Annotated in this window: 18 protein-coding genes and 1 rRNA gene; 1 reads left to right on the forward strand and 18 read right to left on the reverse strand. The window is 35.7% G+C overall.

The features are described 5' to 3' along the window. Window positions 1-6 precede the first annotated feature (6 nt). The 8 genes from ispE to metG all read right to left on the reverse strand — a co-directional run bounded on the left by ispE (window position 7) and on the right by metG (window position 7,435). Window positions 7-876, reverse strand: coding sequence for a 4-(cytidine 5'-diphospho)-2-C-methyl-D-erythritol kinase (gene ispE, locus ABH955_RS27650; protein WP_012260164.1), 870 nt, complete (start codon window positions 874-876; stop codon window positions 7-9). Between the two features lie 196 nt (window positions 877-1,072). Next, entirely contained in the window at window positions 1,073-1,252 is a 180-nt protein-coding gene (gene sspF / locus ABH955_RS27655) for an acid-soluble spore protein SspF (protein WP_002094215.1), read from the reverse strand. A 91-nt stretch (window positions 1,253-1,343) separates the two neighbouring features. Then, the gene (gene veg / locus ABH955_RS27660) at window positions 1,344-1,607 is read right to left on the reverse strand and encodes a biofilm formation stimulator Veg (protein WP_002009653.1); all 264 of its coding nucleotides are present in this window, start codon (window positions 1,605-1,607) and stop codon (window positions 1,344-1,346) included. Window positions 1,608-1,845: 238 nt separating this feature from the next. Beyond that, window positions 1,846-2,709: a sporulation peptidase YabG gene (yabG, locus tag ABH955_RS27665; protein WP_404449604.1), complete on the reverse strand. Its 864-nt coding sequence runs from the start codon at window positions 2,707-2,709 to the stop codon at window positions 1,846-1,848. A gap of 117 nt (window positions 2,710-2,826) precedes the next feature. Further along, entirely contained in the window at window positions 2,827-3,705 is an 879-nt protein-coding gene (gene rsmA / locus ABH955_RS27670) for a 16S rRNA (adenine(1518)-N(6)/adenine(1519)-N(6))-dimethyltransferase RsmA (RefSeq protein WP_404491882.1), read from the reverse strand. Continuing rightward, window positions 3,702-4,259: a ribonuclease M5 gene (gene rnmV / locus ABH955_RS27675; RefSeq protein WP_002029323.1), complete on the reverse strand. Its 558-nt coding sequence runs from the start codon at window positions 4,257-4,259 to the stop codon at window positions 3,702-3,704. Before rnmV ends, rsmA begins: the two co-directional genes overlap by 4 nt. 260 nt (window positions 4,260-4,519) lie before the next feature. Continuing rightward, window positions 4,520-5,287 carry a TatD family hydrolase gene (locus ABH955_RS27680; protein ID WP_404457998.1) on the reverse strand — a complete coding sequence of 256 codons (768 nt, stop codon included), beginning with the start codon at window positions 5,285-5,287 and terminating at the stop codon, window positions 4,520-4,522. Between the two features lie 165 nt (window positions 5,288-5,452). Beyond that, window positions 5,453-7,435, reverse strand: coding sequence for a methionine--tRNA ligase (gene metG, locus ABH955_RS27685; protein WP_235661827.1), 1,983 nt, complete (start codon window positions 7,433-7,435; stop codon window positions 5,453-5,455). Window positions 7,436-7,955: 520 nt separating this feature from the next. Here metG and ABH955_RS27690 point away from each other — a divergent pair. Then, window positions 7,956-8,240 carry a transition state genes transcriptional regulator AbrB gene (locus tag ABH955_RS27690; protein WP_000843037.1) on the forward strand — a complete coding sequence of 95 codons (285 nt, stop codon included), beginning with the start codon at window positions 7,956-7,958 and terminating at the stop codon, window positions 8,238-8,240. Window positions 8,241-8,260: 20 nt separating this feature from the next. On the opposite strand, the gene rsmI is transcribed toward ABH955_RS27690, so the two are convergent. From rsmI to rrf, 10 genes are all read right to left on the reverse strand, one after another. Continuing rightward, window positions 8,261-9,136, reverse strand: coding sequence for a 16S rRNA (cytidine(1402)-2'-O)-methyltransferase (gene rsmI / locus ABH955_RS27695; protein WP_002143972.1), 876 nt, complete (start codon window positions 9,134-9,136; stop codon window positions 8,261-8,263). Continuing rightward, on the reverse strand, window positions 9,105-9,395 hold the full coding sequence (locus tag ABH955_RS27700; protein WP_002130207.1) for a GIY-YIG nuclease family protein: 291 nt from the start codon (window positions 9,393-9,395) through the stop codon (window positions 9,105-9,107). Before ABH955_RS27700 ends, rsmI begins: the two co-directional genes overlap by 32 nt. Beyond that, window positions 9,382-10,122 carry a tRNA1(Val) (adenine(37)-N6)-methyltransferase gene (locus ABH955_RS27705; protein WP_002063370.1) on the reverse strand — a complete coding sequence of 247 codons (741 nt, stop codon included), beginning with the start codon at window positions 10,120-10,122 and terminating at the stop codon, window positions 9,382-9,384. The genes ABH955_RS27700 and ABH955_RS27705 overlap by 14 nt, the downstream gene beginning before the upstream one ends. 120 nt (window positions 10,123-10,242) lie before the next feature. Further along, a complete protein-coding gene (yabA, locus tag ABH955_RS27710; protein ID WP_002009639.1) occupies window positions 10,243-10,593 on the reverse strand; it encodes a DNA replication initiation control protein YabA in 351 nt (116 codons plus the stop codon). Between the two features lie 14 nt (window positions 10,594-10,607). Next, window positions 10,608-11,435, reverse strand: a complete 828-nt coding sequence (locus ABH955_RS27715) for a PSP1 domain-containing protein (protein WP_002009637.1) — start codon at window positions 11,433-11,435, stop codon at window positions 10,608-10,610. Between the two features lie 5 nt (window positions 11,436-11,440). After that, window positions 11,441-12,424 (reverse strand): DNA polymerase III subunit delta', encoded by a 984-nt coding sequence (holB, locus tag ABH955_RS27720; protein WP_404491883.1) that lies wholly within the window; start codon window positions 12,422-12,424, stop codon window positions 11,441-11,443. Between the two features lie 35 nt (window positions 12,425-12,459). Next, window positions 12,460-13,086, reverse strand: coding sequence for a dTMP kinase (gene tmk, locus ABH955_RS27725; RefSeq protein ID WP_002009634.1), 627 nt, complete (start codon window positions 13,084-13,086; stop codon window positions 12,460-12,462). Between the two features lies 1 nt (window position 13,087). Then, window positions 13,088-14,509 carry an aminotransferase class I/II-fold pyridoxal phosphate-dependent enzyme gene (locus ABH955_RS27730; protein WP_404458003.1) on the reverse strand — a complete coding sequence of 474 codons (1,422 nt, stop codon included), beginning with the start codon at window positions 14,507-14,509 and terminating at the stop codon, window positions 13,088-13,090. Window positions 14,510-14,588: 79 nt separating this feature from the next. Beyond that, window positions 14,589-14,768, reverse strand: coding sequence for a sigma factor G inhibitor Gin (locus tag ABH955_RS27735; protein ID WP_002091596.1), 180 nt, complete (start codon window positions 14,766-14,768; stop codon window positions 14,589-14,591). A gap of 199 nt (window positions 14,769-14,967) precedes the next feature. Next, window positions 14,968-15,059, reverse strand: a 5S ribosomal RNA gene (gene rrf / locus ABH955_RS27740); the annotation flags it as partial.

Genomic DNA, 15,059 nt, shown 5'->3' on the forward strand with positions numbered 1-15,059 from the left:
ACGTCTTTATTCAAGCGTTTCTCGCTCTCCTAATAAACGCACTGCATATACTTGCTCGCAAAATCCTTTTAACCCGTTATATATGCGGTGCATTCGCGAATCATGGTGTACAAGACCAAATACAGTTGGGCCACTTCCACTCATTAATACGGCATCTGCCCCAAAGCGTTTCATCTGTGATTTAATACGTGCAACCTCGGGATGCATCGCAAACGTCACATCTTCTAAAACGTTACCAACAGTATCACAAATTCCTTTATAATCGCCATGGTTAATGACTTCAACCATTTTATCTACATTTGGATGAGTAACACGATTTAATTTTAAATTTCCGTACACGTCAGCAGTAGATACACCAATGTGGGGCTTTGCTAAAACAACCCAACAAGAAGGCGGAGTCTTTATATGTTCAATTTCTTCTCCTCTTCCAGTGGCAATAGCAGTTCCACCATATACACAGAACGATACATCTGACCCAATTTCTGCGCCAAGCTTTGCTAATTCATCGATTGTTAGCCCTAAATTCCATAACTTATTAAGGCCACGTAATGTCGCTGCTGCATCACTACTTCCACCTGCTAATCCAGCGGCTACTGGAATCGTTTTTTCAATAGTAATAGACACACCTTTTTTTACATTAAACTTCACTTTTAATAATTTCGCTGCTTGATAAGCTAAATTGCGTTGGTCGTCTGGGACATACCGATTATGGGACAAAATTTCAATACGGTCTTCTGCTAATTCCGTTAGCTCTAAACGATCTGCCAAGTCGATTGTTGTCATAATCATTTTCACTTCATGATATCCATCTTGTCTTTTTCCCAGTACATCTAACGACAGATTAATCTTTGCTGGTGCTTTCACTAGTAGCTTCAATCTATTCACCCACTCTATGTACTCAATCTTTTATCGTTTATTTTACCATAAATTTATAGTAAGACGATGACACTTCCCTAATTATATCGAAAAGCATTCAGAATGAAACTACTTATGTCAAATGATGGCACCTTTTAGCGTGCAAAAAGCCGAGGAATCTCTCCTCGGCTACCGTAGCATAGAAAGTATCTTACAACTACTGGTTTCGTTTCATTAATTGCTGTTCTGCAATTTCTATAGCACGTTTCACCATATTACCAGCATCTTTCGCACGAATTCCGCCCCATCCTTCTTTCTGAACAACATCATAAAAGCCAAGCTCTTTTGCAAGCTCTTCTTTAAATTGATTTGACATGACTCCTCTTCGTCTACTCAATGCAGAGTCCCTCCTTATTTTGCTACGGTATAATTAGTATGCAAAATAATATAGCTTTTCATTTATGGGAATATATGTAACAAAAAATACATTAATTATAAAATACTTCATTTTGAGATTCATCGTAAAATGTTAGCTCTACTGTCTCTGTTAAAACATCTGCATAACTATAAGATACACGTTGCAATGCATCTTCTTGCTGGTCTAATTGTACAACAAACACAGAACGATACGTTTCTGCAAGTACACCTGATTGCTCCACAGTTTTTCTTCTCCCACTATTTGCCTTTAACATAAGTCGCTGTCCAAGATGGTGATCTAATTCGCTTTTAATTTCATCTAAACGTTTTGACATATACTTTGCTACACCTCGCTGTAATTTAGATTGAACACTTAAAACACGATATATCTATCCCAATTATTAACCGCAATTCACAGACAATATCATTATAAAAGCATCATGCGTTCAAATAGATAGAAGAAATACTATATTCTAAAAGTATCATTGTATAGTCTGCACGTTCTTGCCGCTTTTTATCCAGACTCATTTAAATCATTTCCACATAAAAAAGCAAGATACGTATGTACCTTGCTCATTCGTCATAATGTTGAAAGGGCAATCCTGTTCGTAAAATCCCTCTTGTTTCAATTCCGCCTAGTCCCTTTTCGCCAGTAATTGTATTACGCACAACGTCCCATACATTTACTCTTTCCATAAATGAAGTGAAACTAATTTTGCCAACTACATATACAGGATCTAGAGCATGAATATTAATTCTAGACGGTGAACTAGCAAAATTAGCACCTGCTCGAATCAACGCCTCAAAGTGTGATTGACACGCTCCAGCAAAAATAACGAGTTGATCCAATGATGGATATTTTTTTCGCACTTCTCGAACAGCCTGTACAAAATGTCTAGAATGTCTATATGCCGCTAAATCTCCCATAACTCCTTTTGACTTTGTATATGCATCATGTCCTGTAATAACTAAAATGTCTGGGCGAAAATGATCTATTAAGTCTACTACCTTTTCATGCATCTCCGTTTCCTTACAATGAATACCTTGAACAGGAACGCCTATTTTATTATATAAATCTAAGCACTTGCGCAAATATAAAGGATCTCCATCTATATGCAATACACGTCCTGGCATTTGAAAATAATTCACTTCACTTGTATATCCACCAGTTGAAGTATGTTCATGTCTTTGTTTCATCAACACGTAATCTTGCTGAAACAACCGGTAAGTACGCTCCATCGTTTCTTTTTCACGCTTCACTCTATTTTTATGTTCTCGTTGATCTATACTAACTAAATCTGCAAGTGGTGCATCCGCCACAAGTCTAATTTCCTCTCCAAATAATATTGCCATATCGCCTTTTATTTCTATAATACGAAAAAGAATATCCCTATTATGAGAATATCGTTCAACTAATTCTCCAACATGTAAAGCCATTCTCCTACCTCCAAACTCCAAACTCGTTAGGCCATCTTACCTGTTTTTAAAGTATGAATTTAGGAAAGGAAAGGTGACAAAAGGGACAGCTCAAGTTGAACTGTCCCTTTCATATTCTTATGACAATTTATGAAGAATTAATGCATTACTTACTGTTGCAAACTCTTCGATAGATAGCGTTTCGCCTCTTCGCTTCGGATCAATTCCTACTTCTGTCAAAATTCGATCCAACAGCTCTTTATCTTTCGGGAAACCATTTAAATTATTTGATAAATTATTCATTAAAGTTTTACGACGCTGTGCGAAACTTGCTCGTACTACTTCAAAGAAGAAAGTTTCATCTGTCACTTCTACAACTGGTTTAGGACGCTTTAGAAGACGGATAATCGCAGAATCAACATTTGGTTGTGGCACAAACACTGTACGCGGTACAGTCATAACTGTTTCTACCTCTGTATAATACTGAATGGCAATTGATAAAGAACCATACTCTTTCGTTCCTGGTTTAGCAGCTAAACGATCCCCAACTTCTTTTTGCATCATAACAACAAATCCACGAACCGGTAATTTTTCTTCAAGCAATTTAAATAAAATTGGCGTTGTAATATAGTATGGTAAGTTAGCTACTACCATTACATCTTGTCCTTCTTCAAATTGCTCACTAAACACTTCATGTACATCTGCTTTTAGTACATCTTTATTTATAACTGTAACGTTGCTATATGGAGCTAACGTCTCGTCTAAAATTGGTAATAATCTCTGATCAATTTCAAAAGCCACTACTTTTTTAGCACGCTTTGCCAATTGCTCTGTTAACGCACCGATACCTGGTCCAATTTCAATTGCGCCACTTTCTGAACCGATTTCTGCGTGATCAACGATACGATTTAATACATTCGTATCAATTAAAAAATTTTGTCCTAAACTTTTTTTGAATGAAAATCCATACTTTTCAACAATGTCTTTCGTACGATTTGGTGTTGCGATATCCTTCATTTTTTTTCCTCCTGTATTACTTGCTTATAAGCTTCTGCAAATGATTCCTTTGAAACCTGAAACATTTGTAAACGTTTATGTAACTGTTTTGCGTTTGTATAACCAATCTTTAATAGCTTACCCACTCTTTCTCTGCGACTCTTTGCCATTTCTCCGCCCACTAAGCCCGCATCGACTAGATCACTCCAACTAATTTCACTTGTGTAAGCTTCCATTTCTTCATGTATATTCTCTAAAGCACGGCGAATCGACTCATTAGAAGCATGTTCGATTCCAACACCTTTTTTCCTTTTAGCAAGTGCTTCTTCCTTCGTTAAAAAAGCATGCTTACATCCAGGAACCTTGTCAGAAATAATTTTTCGAATACGCTCTCCAGGATAATCCGGATCTGTGAAAATAATAACGCCTCGTTTTTGCTGCGCTAATTTAACTTGCTCAATAACGTGATCACCGATTGCTGAACCGTTCGTTTCGATTGTATCCGCATCAACAGCACGTTTAATCGCAACTGTATCATCTTTACCTTCTACAACGATAATCTCTTTAATTTTCATGCTTGCCTCCACACTCTTTTCATCTCTACTTAGTAAAACAAAAAAATGACGACTTTTCCATTATTATTTTCCCAATCTTACATTTTAAAAAGTAGAAGAGAAAAATCTTTGTTTACTATCCTTATTGTAACACTTCTATCTCCATCTTAATTTATCCGCAGTATTTCTACACTTATGTTATGCGTAAATAGTGGGTTCTTATCACTTCTATTATCTCTCTTCTCAAAAAACAAAAAAAGAATGGGACTCCCCATTCTTTTTTATTCAACACCAAATAAGGCTTTGGCATTCTTTGTTGTTACTTGTGCTACTTCGTCATAAGAAATTCCTTTTAAATTCGCAATTTCTTCTGCTACCAGTTTTACATAACTAGGTTCATTTCGTTTCCCTCGAAATGGATGTGGTGTTAAATACGGGCAATCTGTCTCTATCAATAATTTTTCTAACGGCATCTCCATAGCAACTTCTTTCGGTTTCTTGGCATTTTTAAATGTTACTGGCCCACCTAATGAAATTAAAAAGTTCATATCGACACATCGCTGCGCTACTTCTACACTACCGCTAAAGCAATGCATAATGCCCCCTACTTCAGCTGCATTCTCTTCCTCTAGGATATCAACAATATCTTGAGTTGCATCGCGGTTATGTATAATAATCGGTAATTTCACCTTTTTCGCTAATGCAATTTGTTTACGGAATACTGCCTTCTGTATTTCCTTTGGAGACTTATCCCAGTGATAATCTAATCCCATTTCCCCAATTGCAACTACTTTAGGATGAGCCGCTAATTCTTCTAACCAAGCTAAATGTTCTTCTTTCATATCGATTGCATCAACAGGATGCCATCCAACTGCAGCGTAAATAAAATCATAAGCCTCTGCTAATTCAATTGCTTTCTTTATCGTTACTTCATCAAATCCAACAACAACTGTATATGTAACTCCCGCTTCTTTCATTCTCGCGATAACTTCTTGTAAATCTTCTTCAAATTGCTCTGCATTTAAATGTGAATGTGTATCAAACAACATAATAAATAACTCCTTTTATATTGAAATCAATTCTCTCATAAAAAAACTACACTCTTTCTAACTTAACGATAACAATACTTCAATTTTAATGCAAAAAACGGAATGTAAAAAGAAAAAAGACGCTTCACTAATGTTACACGTGAAACATCTCTTTTTTTGTCTCAATTACTTGATTTTTGTACCATTTGGTAAATTCTGGTCAATTGATGCTAATGACAATACGCCATTCTCTTCACCTGCTAAAATCATACCTTGTGATAATTCACCACGTAATTTTACAGGTTTTAAATTCGTTACACAAATAACCTTTTTACCTTTTAGTTCTTCTGGGGAATAGAATTTAGCAATCCCAGAAACCACTTGGCGCTTCTCTGTACCTAAATCAAGCTGAATTTTTAACAACTTATCTGCTTTTTTCACAGGTTCAGCGGATATTACTTCAGCTACTCGTAATTCTACTTTAAAGAAATCATCAATTGTAATTTCTTCTGCCTTTGGTTCTTCTGCTTTTTTCTCTTCTACTTTAGGAGCAGAACCTTGCATTTGTTCTTTAATATATCCCACTTCTACTTCCATTTCCAAACGAGGGAAAATTGGGTTTCCTTTTTCTACTTTTGTTCCAGCTGGAATACATCCAATTGTAGATAGGCTTTCCCAAGATTTATGCGCCTCTTCAGTAAGTCCAAGTTGAGCAAACATCTTACTTGGTGCTACTGTTAGGAATGGCATAAGCATAATACCTGTTTGACGAAGTACCTCAGCTAAGTGGGACATTACAGACGCAAGTTTTTCACGATCATTCTCATCCTTCGCTAATACCCACGGCTGCGTTTCATCAATATATTTGTTCGTACGGCTAACTAATTGCCAAATGGAACTTAGCGCTACAGAGAATTCCATATTCTCCATTGCCTCTTCTACTTTTTTCAATGTATCTTCGGCAAATGTCACTAGCGTTTCATCGAACTCAGTTACATTTGCTTTAAATGCAGGGATTTCCCCGTTAAAGTATTTATCAATCATAGCTACTGTACGATTTAATAAGTTACCTAAATCATTCGCTAAATCAAAGTTGATTCGTTCAACAAATCCTTCTGGTGTGAATACTCCATCAGATCCAAATGGAACTTCGCGAAGTAAGTAGTAACGCAATGCATCTAATCCGTAACGATCAATTAATGTAACTGGATCTACTACGTTTCCTTTTGACTTACTCATTTTTCCATCCTTCATTAAAATCCAGCCATGAGCAAAGACTTTCTTCGGAAGTGGTAAATCTAAAGCCATTAAAATAATTGGCCAATAAATTGTGTGGAAACGAACGATTTCTTTCCCAACTAAATGGACATCTGCTGGCCAGAATTTTTTATACTTCTCTTCATTTTCTGTTCCATATCCTAATGCAGTAATGTAATTAGACAACGCATCTACCCATACGTAAATAACGTGTTTTGGGTTACCTGGAACACGAACTCCCCAGTCAAATGAAGTACGAGAAACCGCTAAATCTTCTAATCCTGGTTTAATGAAGTTATTAATCATTTCATTTTTACGGGACTCCGGCTGAATGAAATGAGGGTTATCCTCATAGAACTTTAATAGTCGGTCTACATATTTACCCATTCTAAAGAAATAAGACTCTTCGCGAACAAGTTCTACAGCGTGACCACTATCTGGGCTTTTTCCACCAACTACTTTGTCACCTTCCATAATTGGATCTACTAATTGATGCGCTGTATAGAATGTTTCATCTTGTACAGAATACCAACCTTCATATTCATCAAGATAAATATCGCCTTGATCTACTAGCTGCTTGAAGATTTTCTCAACAACATCTTTATGACGATCTTCAGTTGTACGAATAAAATCATCATAAGAGATATCCATCTTCTCCCAAAGTTCTTTAATCCCTGATACAATGTTATCCACATATGCCTGTGGTGTAACATTTAGTTCTTCTGCTTTCTTTTGGATCTTCTGTCCATGCTCATCAGTTCCTGTTAAATAATGAACATTGTATCCTTGCATACGCTTATATCGTGCCATCGCATCTCCTGCTACTGTCGTATAAGCATGTCCAATGTGTAACTTTCCACTTGGATAATAAATTGGGGTAGTAATATAAAAGGACTTATTTTCCTCTTTCATCGTTTTGGACCTCCCGAATAACCTCATATGTATTTATAAACAGTATATCAAAAACTCATATATAAAGTGAAACTTTAATCCGTGGAGAGGGTTCATCCCCCATGGATTATTAGCCCACACCAATCGGGCTTTTACGAGCAGCCCGACTCCCACTTAACTTCTTTGCTCCGGCTAAATTTTGAAGTGGGAGTCTTACTGCTCGCAAATAGCGGGATAAAACGAGTTAATGCTCGATATCTTTATCATCTATTACTCATATTCAAAAAAAATATACAATATATTTCCCGAAAAGTATAAACATTACAAAAAATAATACAAAACAATTGTAGAAATGACTTACATTCTATCATATATAAGAAGTATAAAAATCTATAAATCTTTTTTTAAAATATAGAATTTAATAATTGACGGAAATGTAAATGATTGGTATCATATGTCCATAGGGTATTTTGTCGAAAAATGACGAATCAAAAAAATAGACTCGAAACTTATAAACTATTTATTTAGGAGGAAAAGAATTATGAAATCTACTGGTATCGTTCGTAAAGTTGATGAATTGGGTCGTGTAGTAATTCCAATCGAATTACGCCGTACTTTAGGTATTGCAGAAAAGGATGCTCTTGAAATCTACGTTGATGATGAAAAAATCATCTTAAAGAAATATAAACCAAACATGACTTGCCAAGTAACTGGTGAAGTATCTGATGGTAACCTATCTTTAGCTGAAGGTAAAATTATCTTAAGTAAAGAAGGCGCTGAACAAGTCTTAAACGAACTTCAAGATTATATCGAAACAGCAAAATAAGCTTCTCAATTATGAGAAGCTTATTTTTTATCCACATGATAGATTTGATATACGTCTCGTTTCGACAAATCTCGATCTTTAGCGACTGTTTTTATCGCTTCTTTTGAATTCATACCTTTTTCATTTATATAATGTTCAATATGATTATATACTGAAATAGCTTCCCACCATTGTTCTTCTGGAGTAGGTTCTTCTGTTGAACCTGCGACTAAAATACAAAACTCACCACGAACTTCATTTTGCTTCGTCCACTCAATCGCTTCTTCAATTGTTCCACGAATAAATTCTTCAAATTTTTTCGTTAGCTCACGACATAATACGATTTCCCTATTTCCTAATACTTCTTGCATAGAGATTAAAGTGTCATCTAAACGATGTGGCGCCTCATAAAACATCATTGTAGTTGGAATATAGCGTAGTTTTTCTAATTCAAGCTTACGTCCCTTTTTATTTCTTTGCAGGAAACCATAGAAATAAAAATGTTTTGTCTCAAGTCCTGATGCAATCAATGCTGTAAGGGCTGCATTTGCCCCAGGAAGCGGGATAACATGATATTGTTCTGCTACAGCCTCTACAACGATATCATAACCAGGATCTGAAATACATGGCATACCAGCATCGCTCACAATGGCTACAGTCTTACCTTCTTCTAACTTATCTAAAATTTTCCGTCCACTTACTCCTTTATTATGCTCATGATAACTCATAACTGGTGTTTCAATTTCAAAGTAATTACAAAGTTTCTTCGTTTGCCTTGTATCTTCCGCTGCAATAATGTCTGCCTCTTTTAAAATTCGGATTGCACGAAATGTCATATCCTCTAAATTTCCGATTGGAGTCGGTACTAAATATAAAACTCCCTTTTCATTTTGCTGAAAGCTTTTTTGCTGCCACATAGCGTTCTCCTTTTTGCATATATTCTTCTTTTTTTTTCCTCGTTAACTGCTTAAAGTGATACTCAGCTTGCATAGCCGTTCGTTTATCCTCGTGATCCTCTACATATTTTAAAACAACTGGAAGTCTAGCGCGTGTATATCTAGCACCTTTTCCACTATTATGGGTCTGAATCCGTTTTTCTATATGATTCGTGTATCCAGCATAATAACTTCCATCAGAACACTCCACCACATAAAAACAATGCTTATTCTTCTCCATATAAAATTGAACGAAGCTCCCTTGTATATTCATTGTTTTCTTCATATACAAAAAGAGGTGGTAAGATTTTTAAATCAGCATTCCCATCCTTAATTCCTTCAATTAACAATGTATTCGCTTCTTTACCAGCCTTAGGATAAACAAATCGCACACGTTTCGGTTCAATTTTGTATTTACGCATTAATGTGACGATGTCGAGCAAACGACCTGGACGATGTACAAATGCTACTTTCCCACCCTGTTTCACTAGCTGGCTACTTGCGTATACAACATCTTCTAGTGTGCACATAATTTCATGACGGGCTATCGCTAAATGTTCATTCATATTCTTCTCAGAAGTTTGTGGTGTTTGAAAATAAGGAGGATTACATGTTACAACATCATATTGATGACGTCCAAGTTTCTCCGGCATATCTTTCAAATCTCCATGGATTAAATGAATTCTTTCTTCTAAATTATTGTATTGAACGCTTCTTATTCCCATATCATATAAGCGCTCTTGAATTTCTACACCTGTAATTTTCCCTTTTGTCCTTGTACTTAATAAAAGAGGGATAACTGCGTTACCTGTACACAAATCAAGTAAATTACCTTTTTGAATTGGCACCCAAGCAAAATCTGCAAGTAAAACAGCATCCAAAGAAAAATTAAATACTGATGGACTTTGTACAATCTTCATATCTTGCGCTAATAAGTAATCTAAACGCTCATCTTCATATAAATTCATATATTGCTCCCTTTCTTACACTTAACCTATCCTATTTCATCTTCTATTAATGTAAAAATAAATTTCATTCTACTCTCATGTATAAAAAATTACCTTTCCAATTATATTGGAAAGGTAATCTCACTTTTTATTTAAAAATGACAGACAGAATAAACAATCTCCCTCTTTACGTACACTTCCATAATGTAGATTGCAAATATGAAAACCTTCTTGATATAGTCTCGCTAGATTATCGTAGCCTTCACCAATATCTGTCTTCGCCTTCATTTCTTTGCGTTTTTGAGTTTTTTGTTTTTCCTTGTTCTGCACTTCTTCAAAACGATGTCGCAAATTTTCATTTTCCATTTTTATATGTTGGTTTTCTTCCAATAATTCTGCAAGATGTTGTTTTAATTCCCCCAACTGTTTGTATAAATGTCCAATTTGCTCTTCCATACTAGAAACCGATGCAAAAATATCCTTTTTCTCCACAAGCACCCACCTCATTAATCTGTGGTTTGACTCGAAACGACCCCTTTATTCATTAATTCATCTAACGTATATTCTACTATCCGTTCCTTGTCTACTAGTTCCACTTGAATTAATCTTTCTAAAATATTTAATCCGATAACACGGCCAGTACCGTGCGGTGTTTGTATACGTTGATCTAAATCAGGAAGTTGTTCCTTTGCTGCCTCATATTCATCATTCTCATATTTTAAGCAACACATTAAGCGACCACATAAACCAGAGATTTTTGCAGGATTTAATGATAAATTTTGATCCTTTGCCATTTTAATGGATACAGGTTCAAAATCTCCTAAAAAAGTAGAACAACAAAGCATACGACCACATGGACCAATACCACCAAGCATTTTTGCTTCGTCACGAACGCCGATCTGTCTCAGCTCAATTCTTGTCCTAAAAATTGCCGCTAAGTCTTTCACTAGTTCCCGGAAATCAATCCGGCCATCCGCAGTAAAGTAAAAAATAATCTTATTACGATCGAACGTATACTCTACATCTACAAGCTTCATATCAAGATTATGTTCTCCTACCTTTTGTTGACAAACTTGATATGCTTCTTTCGCAGCATGCCTATTCTCTTCAACAATAGTACGATCATTTTCATTTGCAATACGAATAACTTTTTTTAGCGGTAATACAACGTCATTTTCATCAACTTGCTTTTTGGTAATAACTACTTTTCCGTACTCAATACCTCTTACCGTTTCTACAATTACAAACTCATTTTCTGAGATATCGAACTGATTTGGATCAAAGTAATATACCTTTCCGGCCTTCTTAAAGCGAACACCTACTACATCATACAAAACGGTCATCCCTCCTGCAACCGCAACACTAACTGTTCGAACACAAGCTGCGCATTTACATTAGCGTTGATTCTATTTTTTGCCTCTAATATATTAAAGAGAGCTGATACAATGCGCTTCTGAGCATAAGAAAAGGATTCAAACATCTCTTTCTGCTCATGAAAAACAAGACGATCTTCTTCTCCAAGTTGAACATATAATAAATCCTTATAAATAAGGAGTAACATATCTAAGCCTTGCTGTAATTGTTCTTTCTCTCCAAAGTGCTTCCCCCATTTTTCTTGTACAAAAAAAATAGAGGCCTTATCTTTTTCGAGCGCTTCACATAATTTTATCACTAAAGCTCTCGCTTGTGCAAACCATTCATCATTACACATTAATAAAGCTTCTTCAAAACTATTTGTAAGCTGCGCAGCAAGTGTAGATAAAGAAACTGTAATACCTTCTTCCTCTAACCTCTTAATTAACGATTCTGTAGGCAACGGCCTAAACGTAACAACTTGACAACGAGATAAGATTGTATTTAAAATCTGATGACTTTGTTCAGTAAGTAAAATAGCTGTTGTATCACTACTTGGTTCTTCTAAAAACTTTAAGAGCGTATTCGCTGCATTTGCTGTCATACGATCTGCATGCTCAATAATATATACTTTTTTATTTGCTTCTAATCCTGTTTTTGAAAACTCTTCTTGTAAATCATGAATTTGCTGTTTTTTAATAGATAATCCATCTGGTTTTACAATATGTAAGTTTGGGTAGTTACCTGAATCAATTCGGCGACAATTCGTACATAAATGACAAGGCTCTACACCATTTCTTTGTGAACAGAGAAAACTTTTTGCCATTTGAATTGCTGTGGCGAACTTCCCAGTCCCTTTCCCTCCCTCTAACAAGTAAGCGTGGGATATACGCTCTTTTGCAATGCTATTCATCAACATTTTGACACCGATGGGCTGTATAACAGAAAGCTGCTCCCACGTATTTATCATACTGCATACCTCACTTATTTCATTCTTTCCTTCTATTATAACAATTTATCTTCTATAATCTGAACAACTTCTTCTATAAGTTTTTTCATTGGTTGATCAGCATTTACTAATACAATGCGATTAGAGAAACGCTCTACAACTTGTAAATACCCTTCACGCACACGTTTATGGAAAGAGATATCTTCCATATCTAGTCGATTTACTTCACGTCCTGCATCTTTTCCAATTCGTGCTAAACCTACCTCTGGCTCAATATCTAAATAGATTGTTAAACTAGGCATACAATCTTCCGTTGCGAAACGATTAATTTCAAATACTTTATCCATACCTAAGCCCCTTGCATATCCTTGATATGCTAAAGAGCTATCTATAAAACGATCACATAGTACAAGATAGTTTTCCTCAAGTGCTGGCATAACTTTTTCCACTAAATGTTGTCTACGTGCAGCAGCATATAAGAGCGCCTCTGTACGTGCTTCCATCATCGTATACTCTTGTTTATGTAAAATTGTTCTAATATCTTCAGAAATTGCAATACCACCCGGTTCTCTGGTCGCCATTACCTTTTGTTCCTTTTGCTCAAAATATGGTAATAAACTTTTAATTAATGTTGTTTTACCCGAACCTTCTGGCCCTTCAATTGTTACAAATAATCCCTTCATCCTAAAACCTACTTTCTATATCATACACGTTCATATATTTCGTACTACCTTGAAAACGAGCCCCTGTTTTCTCTAAATGAGTAATTTGCTTTGTATGTTCTTGAGTAATTCTCTCTCCATACATGATCAATGGAATTCCAGGTGGATACGGAATCACCATTTCTGCAGCTATCATACCAACGGCTTCTTCTATAGATACTAACTTCGTTTCGTATCTCTCTAATTGTTTATACGTATACGGTAAAGGGGAAATCTCCCCTTTATAAGTATAACGAATTGATGCTGTCTTGTCTTTTACCTTATATTGCTGCATAGCTAATCGAATGATCTCTATAGCTTTCATATACCCCTCATTTACTTGTAACGGTAATATAAGTAGGACGTTATATGGATCTGCCATTTCCGTATATATACCGACTTTTTCAAATACAGACTGTAATCCATACCCCGATAACTGACAGCGAGTTTGCACCGTAACTTTTAATTCATCTTGCGATGGATATTGCAAAATGGCTATTTGTGGGATAGATCGCAATCCTTCTTTAAATCGGCGTAAAAACTCAACGATTTCATCATGACCCTCTTCCTTTATAACTGCTATTGCAAAACGTGCTATATCAAGAGAAGCCATAATTGGATACGATGGGCTACTAGATTGTAGCATACTTAAATAGGAGGAAACTTTTTCTTCGCTCACCAAACGGCTATTTATATGTAAATAAGATCCCATTGTCATCGCAGGTAATGTTTTATGTGCGGAATGAACCACAATATCCGCACCATAAACTAATGCTGACTTCGGGAAGGGGTCCCCTATACAAAAATGCGCCCCATGGGCTTCATCTACTAGAACAGGAATTTTATGTGCATGTGCGTAAGCGATACTTGCCTCTAAATCAATGCCCATACCATAGTAATTAGGATGTGTTAAAATAAGTGCTTTTGCATTTGGATACTTTGTAATTGCCTCCTTAATAACTTCATCACGAACACCTACTGGTACGTTATGTACTTCATCAATCCATGGATTTAAAAAGACCGGATTCGCCCCTGCTAATTTCAAACCATTAATGATCGATTTATGACAATTTCTTTGTACGAGGACAATATCATGTTCGCCGCAGCAAGATAAAATCATTGCTAAATTTCCAACTGTTGAGCCATTAATTAAAAAATAACTTTTGTGCACGCCGTATACTTCAGCTAATAATTGCTGTGCTTCATCTATACATTCAAACGGGCTATGTAAATCATCTAATCCTGTTAACTCTGTTACATCAATTGATAATATGTCCTTAAACCCCCCTGAAGCTTTCTGAGGGAAGTTTAAACCATTCTTATGACCCGGAACATGAAAAGATAGTAGTCGCCTTTCTTTAAATTCCATTAGCGCCTCATATAAAGGCATACGATTTTGATTCATATATATCTCTTCCTTATTATTCATTGTGTATCTATTATACAGATATTAGGGCAAAAAAAATAATAGGCATAATGCCTATTTAAAAATATGATACTTCTAATTTTCGCAGTTGTTTTAAATAATGTATATACTTCGGGTCATTTGTCTCAGTATTCACCAGATTTCTTTCGCACTCGTAACATATTAAATTATTATATACATATATTCCTTCCCCTCTTTTTGTCTCACAAACGATGCAAATTTCACTTGGTAATTTCATAATCTTTCCTCCCTTTTTAAATAAACATATTATATACCTCTATTCCTTAACAAATTTCTGGAAAATATACATCAATTTCTTATATAATATGATTTATTCTTGGGCAACGTGTTTGTATTACTTATGTATTCCCTTTACTTCTTTCATGTACTGTTTAAAAACAAAAAAACACAAGTCAAAAGACTTGTGTTTTTATCTTGCTTGGCGACGTCCTACTCTCACAGGGACAAGGTCCCAACTACCATCGGCGCTAGAGAGCTTAACTTCCGTGTTCGGTATGGGAACGGGTGT

Origin of the sequence: Bacillus sp. RC240 (assembly GCF_044907945.1) — a bacterium.
Lineage (GTDB): Bacteria > Bacillota > Bacilli > Bacillales > Bacillaceae_G > Bacillus_A > Bacillus_A mycoides.

What these genes read in the sequence shown, in the direction of transcription:
- veg (WP_002009653.1), bottom strand. Translation starts at nt 1,607, where the DNA reads ATGTCAAAACGTTTAGATGAAATTAAAAGCGAATTAGATCACCATCTT.
- yabG (WP_404449604.1), bottom strand. Translation starts at nt 2,709, where the DNA reads ATGGCTTTACATGTTGGAGAATTAGTTGAACGATATTCTCATAATAGG.
- rsmA (WP_404491882.1), bottom strand. Translation starts at nt 3,705, where the DNA reads ATGAAGGATATCGCAACACCAAATCGTACGAAAGACATTGTTGAAAAG.
- rnmV (WP_002029323.1), bottom strand. Translation starts at nt 4,259, where the DNA reads ATGAAAATTAAAGAGATTATCGTTGTAGAAGGTAAAGATGATACAGTT.
- ABH955_RS27680 (WP_404457998.1), bottom strand. Translation starts at nt 5,287, where the DNA reads ATGTTGTTTGATACACATTCACATTTAAATGCAGAGCAATTTGAAGAA.
- metG (WP_235661827.1), bottom strand. Translation starts at nt 7,435, where the DNA reads ATGAAAGAGGAAAATAAGTCCTTTTATATTACTACCCCAATTTATTAT.
- ABH955_RS27690 (WP_000843037.1), top strand. Translation starts at nt 7,956, where the DNA reads ATGAAATCTACTGGTATCGTTCGTAAAGTTGATGAATTGGGTCGTGTA.
- rsmI (WP_002143972.1), bottom strand. Translation starts at nt 9,136, where the DNA reads ATGTGGCAGCAAAAAAGCTTTCAGCAAAATGAAAAGGGAGTTTTATAT.
- ABH955_RS27700 (WP_002130207.1), bottom strand. Translation starts at nt 9,395, where the DNA reads ATGGAGAAGAATAAGCATTGTTTTTATGTGGTGGAGTGTTCTGATGGA.
- ABH955_RS27705 (WP_002063370.1), bottom strand. Translation starts at nt 10,122, where the DNA reads ATGAATTTATATGAAGATGAGCGTTTAGATTACTTATTAGCGCAAGAT.
- holB (WP_404491883.1), bottom strand. Translation starts at nt 12,424, where the DNA reads ATGATAAATACGTGGGAGCAGCTTTCTGTTATACAGCCCATCGGTGTC.
- tmk (WP_002009634.1), bottom strand. Translation starts at nt 13,086, where the DNA reads ATGAAGGGATTATTTGTAACAATTGAAGGGCCAGAAGGTTCGGGTAAA.
- ABH955_RS27730 (WP_404458003.1), bottom strand. Translation starts at nt 14,509, where the DNA reads ATGAATCAAAATCGTATGCCTTTATATGAGGCGCTAATGGAATTTAAA.
- ABH955_RS27735 (WP_002091596.1), bottom strand. Translation starts at nt 14,768, where the DNA reads ATGAAATTACCAAGTGAAATTTGCATCGTTTGTGAGACAAAAAGAGGG.